Source organism: Streptomyces sp. UNOB3_S3, from assembly GCF_020740895.1.
In the GTDB taxonomy this organism is placed as follows: Bacteria; Actinomycetota; Actinomycetes; order Streptomycetales; family Streptomycetaceae; genus Streptomyces.
In genome coordinates, this window is sequence record NZ_JAILXP010000258.1 from 1 (window position 1) to 10,450 (window position 10,450).

The 10,450-nt window shown below is 72.6% G+C and carries 9 protein-coding genes and 3 pseudogenes; 6 read left to right on the plus strand and 6 right to left on the minus strand.

Features of this window, described 5'->3' with window-relative positions; genetic code table 11:
* Together K6I33_RS24500 and K6I33_RS24505 are read left to right on the plus strand one after the other, a co-directional pair.
* On the plus strand, window positions 1–314 hold a 314-nt coding region (locus K6I33_RS24500; RefSeq protein WP_374285743.1), incomplete at its 5' end, for a DNA-3-methyladenine glycosylase.
* A gap of 51 nt (window positions 315–365) precedes the next feature.
* Window positions 366–875, plus strand: coding sequence for a methylated-DNA--[protein]-cysteine S-methyltransferase (locus tag K6I33_RS24505; protein WP_229356685.1), 510 nt, complete (start codon window positions 366–368; stop codon window positions 873–875).
* Between the two features lie 7 nt (window positions 876–882).
* Here K6I33_RS24505 and K6I33_RS24510 read toward each other — a convergent pair.
* Window positions 883–1,151: pseudogene (locus K6I33_RS24510) on the minus strand (IS630 family transposase); the annotation flags it as partial.
* A 237-nt stretch (window positions 1,152–1,388) separates the two neighbouring features.
* On the opposite strand from K6I33_RS24510, the gene K6I33_RS24515 reads away from it, so the two are divergent.
* Window positions 1,389–2,072: a hemerythrin domain-containing protein gene (locus tag K6I33_RS24515; RefSeq protein ID WP_229356687.1), complete on the plus strand. Its 684-nt coding sequence runs from the start codon at window positions 1,389–1,391 to the stop codon at window positions 2,070–2,072.
* Between the two features lie 84 nt (window positions 2,073–2,156).
* Window positions 2,157–3,062 (plus strand): TIGR03619 family F420-dependent LLM class oxidoreductase, encoded by a 906-nt coding sequence (locus K6I33_RS24520; RefSeq protein WP_229356688.1) that lies wholly within the window; start codon window positions 2,157–2,159, stop codon window positions 3,060–3,062.
* A gap of 46 nt (window positions 3,063–3,108) precedes the next feature.
* Here the strand turns inward: K6I33_RS24520 and K6I33_RS24525 are convergent, their stop codons facing one another.
* The 3 genes from K6I33_RS24525 to K6I33_RS24535 form a co-directional block, all read right to left on the minus strand.
* The gene (locus K6I33_RS24525; protein WP_229356689.1) at window positions 3,109–6,516 is read right to left on the minus strand and encodes an AAA family ATPase; all 3,408 of its coding nucleotides are present in this window, start codon (window positions 6,514–6,516) and stop codon (window positions 3,109–3,111) included.
* Window positions 6,517–6,806: 290 nt separating this feature from the next.
* Window positions 6,807–7,751 (minus strand): pyridoxamine 5'-phosphate oxidase family protein, encoded by a 945-nt coding sequence (locus K6I33_RS24530; protein ID WP_229356690.1) that lies wholly within the window; start codon window positions 7,749–7,751, stop codon window positions 6,807–6,809.
* On the minus strand, window positions 7,748–8,005 hold the full coding sequence (locus K6I33_RS24535) for a hypothetical protein (protein ID WP_229356691.1): 258 nt from the start codon (window positions 8,003–8,005) through the stop codon (window positions 7,748–7,750). The genes K6I33_RS24530 and K6I33_RS24535 overlap by 4 nt, the downstream gene beginning before the upstream one ends.
* Window positions 8,006–8,120: 115 nt before the next feature.
* Between K6I33_RS24535 and K6I33_RS36400 the strand changes: the two are divergent.
* Window positions 8,121–8,333 (plus strand): annotated as a pseudogene (locus tag K6I33_RS36400) (hypothetical protein); the annotation flags it as partial.
* Between the two features lie 45 nt (window positions 8,334–8,378).
* A pseudogene (locus tag K6I33_RS36405) lies at window positions 8,379–8,757 on the plus strand (IS630 family transposase); the annotation flags it as partial.
* A gap of 9 nt (window positions 8,758–8,766) precedes the next feature.
* Here the strand turns inward: K6I33_RS36405 and K6I33_RS24545 are convergent.
* Window positions 8,767–9,516 (minus strand): Sir2 family NAD-dependent protein deacetylase, encoded by a 750-nt coding sequence (locus K6I33_RS24545; RefSeq protein WP_229356693.1) that lies wholly within the window; start codon window positions 9,514–9,516, stop codon window positions 8,767–8,769.
* A 158-nt stretch (window positions 9,517–9,674) separates the two neighbouring features.
* Window positions 9,675–10,450: ABC transporter permease (locus K6I33_RS24550; RefSeq protein ID WP_229356694.1), on the minus strand; the 776-nt coding region annotated here is incomplete at its 5' end.

A 10,450-nucleotide genomic window follows, 5' to 3' on the forward strand; every position in this document is an offset into this window, starting at 1 on the left:
CCGTCCGGGCGCTGGCCGGCGGCGAACTCGCCCTCGGCGTCGGCAGCGACTGGTCACGCGCCCGCGCGCGGCTCGCCGCGCTGCCGGGCATCGGGCCCTGGACGGCGGAGATCATCGCGATGCGCGCCCTCGGCGACCCCGACGCCTTCCCCGCCACCGACCTCGGGGTGCGGCGCGCGGCCGCCCGGACCGGACTGCCCGGGACCCCGGCGGCGCTGACCCGGCACGCCGCCGCCTGGCGGCCCTGGCGCGCGTACGCCGTGCAGTACCTGTGGTCGGCCGACGACCACGCCGCCACCCGCATGCCCGCCTGACGCCCCGTCCGCCCGATGTCCCGCCGGTCCGGCACCCCAGGAGGAGCCCCCATGACCACCCGCGTCCACACCGTCGTCGACAGCCCTTACGGCCCTCTCACGCTCGTCGCCACCGACGGCGTCCTGTCCGGCCTCTATATGACCGGCCAGCGCCACCGCCCTCCCCAGGAGAGCTTCGGCGACCGCGCGGACGAACCCCTCGACCCCGACGGGCCGTTCCCCGAGGCGATCCGCCAGCTCACCGCCTACTTCGCGGGCGAACGCACCGGCTTCGACCTCCCGTTGCGCCTGGAGGGCACCCCCTTCCAGCGCCGCGTCTGGGAGGAGCTGCGCCGGATCCCCTACGGGCGGACCGTCTCCTACGGCGAGCTCGCCGAGCGCCTCGGCGCCCCGGGAGCCGCCCGGGCCGTCGGCCTCGCCAACGGCAGGAACCCCGTGGGCATCGTCGTTCCCTGCCATCGCGTCGTCGGCGCCGGCGGCGATCTGACCGGCTACGGCGGCGGCCTGGAGCGCAAGCGCCGGCTGCTGGCCCTGGAGAGCGGCCCCGAGCGGCTGTTCTAGTGCCGCATCAGGCAACGTTTGCCCTGTCGACGACGGCGCGTAGGCGCCGGTCGTCGGCGTGGCGGTTGCGCCAGGTGATGTAGCGGCGGATCATGCTGCCCTGCTTCTTGTGGTCGGCGTGGTCGGTGCCGTCAAGGGTGAAGTAGCGCAGGGCCATGAACCGGGCCTCGATCCGATTCAGCCAGGAGAAGTGGGCCGGCGTGCAGGCGATCTCGACGTTGTCCGCCGCCGCCCATGTGCCGACTCGCTGGACTTCTCCGTGGTCGGGTGCGGCGAACACATCGACCAACAAGCTCATCCGCGCAGTGGACCACGCCCTTGCCCAGGCGCTTCATGTCTTTCCCTCCACCAGGAGAGCGGCCTACAGCCCGTAACCATCGGCCCGAACGCGATCGACGCCAGCGGACGAGACCGGCTTACGAGGCAGCCGAACCCCGAGCCGGCGTTCACGTGAGCCAGGTATGGCAAGTCGGGTGCAAGTGCCCGGCAACCGGGCTCCGAAGACTGGGGATCATGACCACGAACAATGCTTCGGACTCCGCCGTTCACCCCTACGCCCGCGAGATGGCGATGATCCACCAGGTGTTCCGTCGCGAGTCGCGCCTGCTGGCCGACCTCGTCCAGGACGTTCGGCCCGCAGACACCGCCCGCGCCCGGATCCTCGCCGGGCACTGGCGGCTTTACTCGATCGGCCTGCACGCCCACCACACCGGGGAGGACGAGATGCTCTGGCCGGTCCTGCTGCCCCATCTGGACCTCGATGCCGAGCAGGTGCTGGCCATGGAGGCGCAGCACCGGGAGCTCTCCGAAGGGATCAGCGAGGTCCAGGTGCTCATGGACCGGTGGCAGGCGAAGGTCCTGTCCGAGGACCGTGACGAGCTGGCCGAGGCGCTGCGTCGGCATCACCGGCAGCTGTGCGCCCATCTCGACGAGGAGGAACGGCAGGTCATGCCTCTTGTCGCCCTCCACGTGAACGAGAAGGACTGGCATGCGGTCGGGGAGCGGGGCCTCGCCGAGACGCCTCGCGACCGGCTGATGATCGCGCTCGGCGCCATCCTGGAAGACGCCTCTCCCGAGGAGCGCAGGGAGTTCCTCGCCCGGCTGCCCGTTCCGGCGCGGGTGCTGTGGAAGCTGCTCGGGCAGCGGCGGTACCGCCGCGAGACCGACCGGATCCGGGGCCGGCGGACAACCGCGTGACCGTCGTCCCCGCCGGCCGGGCCGGATGCGCGCCAGTGCGTCCGGACCCGTTGTCCACCCCTCACCGATCGAGGAACCTCACCGATGCGCATCGGATTCTCCGTACCCCAGTTCGGTCCGTTCGCCGACCCCCGCCTCTCCGTCGGCATGTGCACGGCGTTGGAAGCGCTGGGCTGCCACAGTCTCTGGGTGGCCGACCGCCTCTTGGCCCCGCTCAGCCCGCCCGACGGGTACCCGGGCGGGAAGATGCCCGTCCGGTACGGCACCCACCTCGACCCGCTGCTCGCGCTGGGCGTGGCAGCCATGGCGACTGAACGGGTACGTCTGGGCAGCAGTACGCTCAACGCCCTGTGGCAGCCGCCCCTCGTGCTCGCCCGGGCGCCGACGACACTCGACCTGCTCAGCCGCGGGCGCCTGGATGTGGGTATCGGGCTGGGCTGGATGCGGGAGGAGTACGAGGCCGCCGGAGTGCCCTGGGAAGGCCGGGGCGCCCGGCTGGAGGAGACCCTTGACGTCCTCGACGCCGTATGGCGGCCCGGGTCGGTGGTCCACACCGGCCCGCTGTGGACGATCCGCGAGTCGACCATCTTGCCCAAGCCCCTCCAGAAGCCGAGGCCACCGGTGCTGCTGGGCGGATTCACCCCACTTGCCCTGGAGCGGGTGGGCCGGCGTGCCGACGGCTGGCTCGCGGCCTCGATGCCGCTCGGGTACTTCCGCGGTCTGTGGGCCGTGGCCTCCGAGGCGGCCGAACGGGCGGGGCGGGACCCGGCAGGACTGCGGCGGGTGCTGCGGGTGAACCCTGACGTCACCAAGTCCGCGGCCGACCTGACGGAGGGCCACCACCGTGGGACCGTGCGCCAGATCTGCGACCACCTGCGCACGATGTGCGCGGCGGAGACCGACGAGGTGCTCGTGGACCTCCAGTTGACGACGGACTCGCCCGGTCGGTTCCTCGAGCTGGCGGCGGAGTTCATGGCCGAGCTGGCCTAGCGTCGCGCGATCCGGACCGGCCCCACCCCCGTGACCGCCTCCCGTTCTACTCGCCCGACTGCGGAAGCCGGGCCAGGGCCGCCTGGGCGGCATCCGACCAGTGCGGGGAGTCCCATGCGGCTGCCACCCGCTCGGCCTCCCGGTAGTGGCGCTGCGCTTCCTGCGCATGGCCCAGGAATTGGGCGAGTTCGCCCAGGGTCTGCGCGACGGGCCGGAAGACGAGGCTGAGGCTGCTCGCTCCGCCTGCCAGCCCCTGAAGGGGAAGGAGATCGCGGTAGACCTCGGCGGCCGCTTGCCGGTCGCCGAAGGCGATGGCGGCGATGCCGCGCAGGCCGGCCAGGATGGAGTAGGCGAAGTCGCGGCGGATCGGCGCCCTGCGGGCGAAGACCTCACGGGCCTCTTCGCCGCGGTCCGCGGCCAGCAGGGCGAGGGCGGTGAGGGCTTCGTTGTGCGGCTGGTACTGCTCCCACACCGCGAGCAGCACCGGCAGGACCTCGGCGAGCCGGTCCTGCTGCAGGCGGATGCATCCGGCCGCCAGGCCCGCCAGTCCGCTGAGGTCCACCGCCCCACGCGCTCGCAGTTCCGCCACCGCAGACGCCAGGTCCTGCTCCGCCTCGCCGAATCGGCCCTGGGCCATGGCGACCATGGGGCGGCGCAGCCTGGCGATGGCGAAGGCACCGCGCAGCTCGTAGGCGCGGGCGATCTCGTCGGCGCGTACGAGGCACCGCTCCATCTGCGCCGGGTCGTTGCCGGCGGCGGCGATCCGGGCGGCGATGTAGGAACTCATCCAGGAGTACTCGGGGCTGTCCTGGGAGGCGGCGACCTCGGCAAGTTCTTCGTGGAGTTCGAGATAGGCGGCGGGTTCCAGTTCGCAGTCGATGCGGCGCAGCAAGGAGGTGAGGGTCAGGCCCTGGAGCCGGGGATCGCCCACGGTCCTGGCGAGCTCCACGGCCTGGCGTGCCACGGTCACGGCGCGGGGGTCGGTGTCGTCCAGTGCGTCGGCGAGCTGGTCGAGGAGCAGGCACCGCTGCCGGTCGTCCGGGTGGTGATTCTCCAGCAGGTTCGTGAGCTCGTCGACGGCCTCGGGATCACAGGCCGCGTACGGGCGGACGCGCCAGGGCGTCGGTTCGGTCCATGTCGTGTAGGCGGCGGTCAGCAGGTCTGCCCGGCCCTCGGCACGGGCCACCCGGACGGCCTGCTGCTGTGCGTCGCGGGCCGGTACGACGGCCCCCATCCGGATCCGGCAGTCGACGAGCTGGCCCAGCAGCATCACACGCAGCAGGGCGGCGTCCTGGTCCGCGAAGGCCGCCGGATGGTCGGCCAGAAGGCCGAGGGCCGTGTTCAGCAGGGCTTCGGCGTTCTGCGGGGCATAGCGGCGCACGGCCTGCTCGCACGCCAGCCGGGCATGGCGGACCGCGGGGCCGGCGTCGGCGGTCACGACCGCGGCCGCTCGCAGGAGGTGGTGGGCGGTGGCGGCGACGTCGTCCGAGCCGAGGGCGATCAGGCTCCTGCCCAGTCGGGAATGCATCCGGGCCAACCGCAGGCGCGTGAGGTCCGCCTCCAGGGCGTCTCGTACGAGGGCGTGGCTGAAGCGGACCGTACCCGCCCGCGGCTCGGTGAGCAGCCCGGCGGTCACGCCGGCGTCCAGGGCGTCGAGGAGTTGCTCGGGATCGCAGTCCGCGGCCTGCACCAGGAGGGCGATCGGGGCCTCGCGTCCGGCGACGGCTGCGAGCCGCAGTCCGGCCGTGACGGTCGGTGCGAGCAGGGCGAGCCTGCGCCGCAGTACGTCCTGGACCCCTTGCGGGATCCGGGCCAGGGCTTGCTGCTCGCCCTCGCCGGCCAGCAGGAGGGAACTTTCACGGAGGTAGAAGGGGTTGCCCCCGGCCCGTTCGGCCAGGGCCGCCGCGGCCTGCTCGCTGATGTCGGCCGTCGACCGCCGCAGCAGTTCCTTCGCCTGGGTGTCCGACAGGCCCGAGAGCTTGATTCGTACGGGCGAGCAGGCAGCCAGGCGTGCCAGTGCGCCGGTCAGGTCGCCCTCGCCGGTGCGGTACGAGCCGACCAGGACCAGTGGTGCGTCGCGCAACCGCTCGGCGCAGAGCAGGAACAGCTCGACGCTCTCCTGGTCGCCCCGGTGCAGGTCGTCCAGCACGATCGCCAGCGGCTGCCGCGCGGCTGCGTCGCGGAGCCAGCCGAGCAGCGCCCAGTGCAGCCGAAAGCGCCGGGCCGGGCTGCCGTCCGGCTGCTCGGAGCCGCTCGAGGTGCCCGGGGCCAGCAGGGGGGCCAGCTCGTCGGCGTACGGTCCTGGTGGCGCGTCTTCGGCGAGGCCGGGGAGGAGATCGAACCAGGCCCGGCCGGGCGGGGCGCCGTCGGTCTCCGGGCACTGCCCGGATCCGACCAGCCAGCCCTGTGGGGGCAGTTGGCGCAGTGCGGCCTGCAGGAGGCTCGACTTGCCGATTCCGGCCTCGCCGGAGACCAGGACCACCTGCGCGCGGCCGCCGCGTGCCCGCTCCGCCGCGTCGGCGATTGCCGCCAGCTCTTCGTCACGGCCCAGGAGCCGGCCTGCCATGAGGACCGTCGGCGCGGTCGGCGTCCCCGGTCCGGCAGCCGTGACGGAGCTGCGGAGCGTCACGGCGGCGGCCGTCCCGGTTCGCGCGGTGGTCGCGGTGGTCGCGGTGGGCGCCCCGGTCTCTCGGTGAAGGACGTCCAGACGCTGGTGCAGCAGGGCCTGCTCCAGCTCCAGCAGGGCCGGGCCGGGTTCGACGCCGAGTTCTTCTCCGAGGACGTGCCGGGCCTGCCTCAGTGCCGCCAGGGCGTCCCCCTGTCGGTCGCGGGCCCACAGCGCCAGCGCCAGCAGCCGCCATCCCTCCTCGTGCAACGGCTGCTCCCGGGTAAGCGCGCCCGCGTCGGTGAGGGCCTGCGCAGCCTGCCCGTGGCTCAGCCGCGTGGCGACGAGCCGTTCGCGGGCAGCGCGGTGCAGTTCCTCCAGGCGGGTGCGTTCACCGGCCGTCCAGGGCTCGTCCGCGAACTCCGCGTACGGCTGCCCGCCCCACGAGGCGAGCGCTTCGGCCAAGCCCTCGGCCGCGGCGTGGGCGGGCAGACCCGCAACCGAGCAGGCCGCGACCCGGTCCTCGAACACCCAGGCGTCCAGCGCGTCCCGTTCCAGGGCGAGGGCGTAGCCGTACGGCGCACTGAGCAGGAGCCGAGCGGCGGTCCTCGGTGCTCGTTCCGGTTCGAGAAGGCGCCGCAGACGCGCGATGTAGGCGTGCAGCGACGCCTGCGCACTCGACGGGACACGCGTGGGCCACAACCTCTCGATGATCCGTTCCGTGGAGACGACCTCTCCACGGGCGAGCAGGAGTTGGACCAGAACCATCCGCGCGAGCCGGCCCGGTGTGGCAACCGGGCGGCCGTCGACCTCGACCCGGAACGCGCCGAGCACCTTCATTGTGACCATGACAACCACATCGTAAACGGCGCGGCACCGTGGACGATCTCCGGCGACCGTGCCGAGAACCCGGAGAACCTCGCCCGGTCCCCTCCCCCGCCGCGCCGTCGGTCCACGTGCCCCGAAGGAGCCGGAGTGGTGATCAATGGTGCGGTGACTTCATGACGGCCGCCAGGCGGTCCCCGTCCGACGGGGCGGGGAACGCTGGGCGGGCAGAGCGACGCCCGGGACGGGCGAGTGCTGCGGCGAGGTGGCCGATCAGGGCTCGCACGAAGACCCCTCACGCACGGAGCGGCAGTTCAGCACGGTCGGCTCCGTCCTGTATGCGACGGCGCCGCCAGGGAACGGAACTGATCCCACTGCACTTTCGGGCGGGGCAGACCGCGCCGCGCGAGATAGCGGTCGGTCGACCGCTTGGCCTGGCGCAGGACCCGCAGGGCATCGCTGACCCGGCCCGAACCCATGGGTTCGATCACGCTGGACGGCACCAGGAGCCAGCCCGAACCGGTCTGCCTCAGGTCTCCGCGTACGAGCGCGTTGTACATGTGGTTCAGGAGTTCGTCGTGCCGGTGCACCAGCAGGCCGGCCGGCCCCGGCTCGACACGGCAGTCCGGTGGGACCTCGACCAGATAGCCCGACGGTGTCGGCTGCGGGCGGGTACGGGCGAGCAGCGGTGCCCCCGAGGCGTCCCGGCCGGCCAGTACCGCCGTCGGCATACGGCCGAGTTGCGCGGCCCCGGGCAGCGTTTGCGTCGCGGCGGCGGGAGCCGGCGCCTCGAGCCGCGGCAGCTCCTCCAGGCTCGGCCTTGTGCTCACCCGTTCGGGTTCGACGGTGATGAGGAGGCGCAGGTAGTACCAGTACATCACCGGCCTCATGGGGCGCTTGAGGTAGGCGCGGCTGTGCGGCTGGCGTTCGAAGAGCCTGCGCCAGTACTCCTCGGCCCCTTCCGGACCCGTCATGATCGCGTCGGGGCAGTGGGCGCGGCCGCTGACGAACACTTGCGGAGCCCGGTCCAGTCCGCTGCCCGTGGGGTCGGAGAAGAGCAGCGCGACCCGGCCGTCGCGGCGTACGTTCAGCGCCTTTTGGGCGAAGGCGAGGGACGTGGTCAGCAGGAGGGTTCCGTCTTCGCGCCGAGCCACGGCCGTCGGCCAGGCCAACGGCGTTCCGTTCTTGCCGAGCGTGACGAACTCGCAGGTGCGGTAGGCGTCCAGGACGTCGTGGGGAGCGCAGTCGAGTACCGTCATCGCGCCGCTCCGCGGACGAGTACGGCCGGCGTCCGCTGCGCGGTGTGTTCGCGGAGCGATGGCCGGACGGACTCGTCCTCACCGTTGCGGTGGTGGTGCAGCCCGTATTCGGCCGAGCGGTGGGCGACCGAGGCGGCCCGGCCCGTTGCGCCGTGCGGGGCTGCGGGGAGCGGGGGCGACAGCGGTTTCTGCCCGCGGTGGTCCGCGATCGTCTCGTAGGGGCGGGGCTGTTCGGAGGTACTGCTGGGTGACACGCGCGGTTGCTCCAGGATCGAATGCCGACGGCGGATACGACATGGTGCTCACCGGGCCTTGGCGTGGACTTGGTGCCGACTTGCCGTTCCCGGACACCGAAGGCATATGAGGCCCATGACGGCCCTTAAACGCGGCCGCCTACCGCAGCCCGCGCCGGCTAACGGCGCTGTCAGCCCGTGCCTGGAGCTCAGCGCGCTCAGCAGCGGCGTGGCGCCCTGCGCCGACAAGCTTGCTCTCCCCGTGCTGGAGGAACTCACGGCCCTGGCCATCGACCACCTCGGTGTCGCCAACGACCTGTGGTCGTACCACAAGGAATCCAAGAGCCCGGGGCCATCCCGACCCTGCTGCCCCCATGTGCTGATGGCCGAGCGCGACATCAGCCACGAGGGCCTGCGCCTTCCACTCCGTGAGGAGGGCGTCTCCTTTCAACGCTTGAAGACCTGGAAGACCTCCCGTGATCCGGAGCACGCGGCCAAGAAGGCCCGCGTGGAGCATCTCTACGCGATCGCCGACGGTGAGGTCCAAGCCGAGGACGGCGAGCCCGAGGCCGTCTTCTGCATGGACGGGTTCGGGCCGCTCAACCTGATGCCGCACCCCGGGCGACCTGCAACCGCTGCCTGCGAACCCTCTACCCACCCGCGGTGCGGATCGCGACCGTCCGCGACAACTTCTCGCCGCACCTGACCACGGAGAAGTCCAGCGAGTCGGCACATGGGCGGCGGCGGACAACGTCGAGATCGCCACGTTGCCCGATGCGGCACTAGCCGCGCCCGCCGCTCTCGCCGCCCAGCCGTTCCAGCAGCGCGGGGAGGGCGGTGCCGATCGGCTCGCGCACGATCTCGTCGGCGCGGTCGTCGTACGGGGTGGGCTCGGCGTTGACGATGATCAGCCGGGCGCCGTGGTCGGCCGCGAGACCGGCGAGGGCGGCGGCCGGGTGCACCGTGAGGCTCGTACCGACCGCGATGAACACGTCGCAGGCCTTGGCGATGGCCACCGCCTCGCCCAGGACCATCGGGTCCAGGCCCTCGCCGAACATCACCGTCGCCGACTTGAGGATCCCGCCGCACGTCTCGCACGCCGGGTCCGGGTCCCCGGCCGCCACCCGCTCCAGCGCCTCCGTCATCCCGGAGCGCGCCTGGCACCGCGTGCACACCACCGCCCGTGCGGTGCCGTGCAGTTCGAGGACCTTGCGCTCCGGCACGCCCGCCATCTGGTGCAGCCCGTCGACGTTCTGCGTGATGACGCGCACGGGGGCGCCGGACCGCTCCAGCCGGGCCACCGCCTCGTGCGCGGCGTTCGGCCGGGCGCGCAGCGTCGGCGCGTCCCGCCGCATCAGCCAGGACCGGCGGCGGATCCCGGGATCCGCCATGTAGTACGTGTACGTGACGAGCTTCTCGGCCTCCGGGTCCTGCCGCCACAGGCCGTTGGGCCCGCGGTAGTCGGGGATACCGGAGTCCGTGGAGATCCCGGCGCCGCTGAGGATCGCCACAAGAGGTCGTCTGTCCGTCATGCCGCGAGCGTACGTCCGCCCCGGCGCGGCGGCACGCGCATTTTCGGGGGACGGGGAACGCGGGGGACGGGGAACGCGCGCCGGGGCGGCGTACACCGGCGCGGTGCCGGAGTACGCCGCCCTCGGGCGGGACGAGCCGCGGGAGGCCGTCCGCGCGGTCACTTCGGGTCGCGGTCGAACACCGCCTTCGACCAGCGGTAGCCGAGTGCCGTCAGGCCCAGGCACCAGAGGACGGCGATCCACCAGTTGTCACCGATCCCGGTGCCGAGCAGCAGCCCGCGCAGGGTCTCGATGGCCGGTGTGAACGGCTGGTAGCGGGCGATCGGCTGGAACCATCCCGGCATCGCGTCGACCGGGACGAAGGCGCTGGAGATGAGCGGCAGGACGATCAGCGGCATCGCGTTGTTGCCGGCCGCCTCGGCGTTGGGGCTGACCATGCCCATCCCGACCGCGATCCAGGTGAGCGCCAGGGCGACCAGCGCCATCAGCCCGAACGCCGCCAGCCACTCCAGGGCCGAGGCGTGCGTGGAGCGGAAGCCGATGGCCACGGCGACGGCGCCCACGAGGACCACGCTGGCCACCGACTGCAGCACACTGCCGACGACGTGCCCGATGAGCACGGACCCGCGGTGGATCGCCATCGTGCGGAAGCGGGCGATGATGCCCTCGGTCATGTCGTTGGAGACGGACACCGCGGTCCCGACCACGGTGCCTCCGATGGTCATCATCAGGATGCCCGGCACGACGTAGGCGATGTACTCGGAGCGGCCCGCGCCGCCGCCCATGCCCGCGCTCATCACGTCGCCGAAGATGTAGACGAACAGCAGCAACAGGACGATCGGCGTCAGCAGCAGGTTCAGGGTCAGGGACGGGTAGCGGCGCGCGTGCAGGAGGTTGCGGCGCAGCATCGTGGACGAGTCGCGCACGGCGAGGG

Coding starts and splice junctions, on each gene's coding strand:
- K6I33_RS24505 (WP_229356685.1), top strand. CDS start 366: ATGACCACCCGCGTCCACACCGTCGTCGACAGCCCTTACGGCCCTCTC.
- K6I33_RS24515 (WP_229356687.1), top strand. CDS start 1,389: ATGACCACGAACAATGCTTCGGACTCCGCCGTTCACCCCTACGCCCGC.
- K6I33_RS24520 (WP_229356688.1), top strand. CDS start 2,157: ATGCGCATCGGATTCTCCGTACCCCAGTTCGGTCCGTTCGCCGACCCC.
- K6I33_RS24525 (WP_229356689.1), bottom strand. CDS start 6,516: ATGGTCACAATGAAGGTGCTCGGCGCGTTCCGGGTCGAGGTCGACGGC.
- K6I33_RS24530 (WP_229356690.1), bottom strand. CDS start 7,751: ATGACGGTACTCGACTGCGCTCCCCACGACGTCCTGGACGCCTACCGC.
- K6I33_RS24545 (WP_229356693.1), bottom strand. CDS start 9,516: ATGACGGACAGACGACCTCTTGTGGCGATCCTCAGCGGCGCCGGGATC.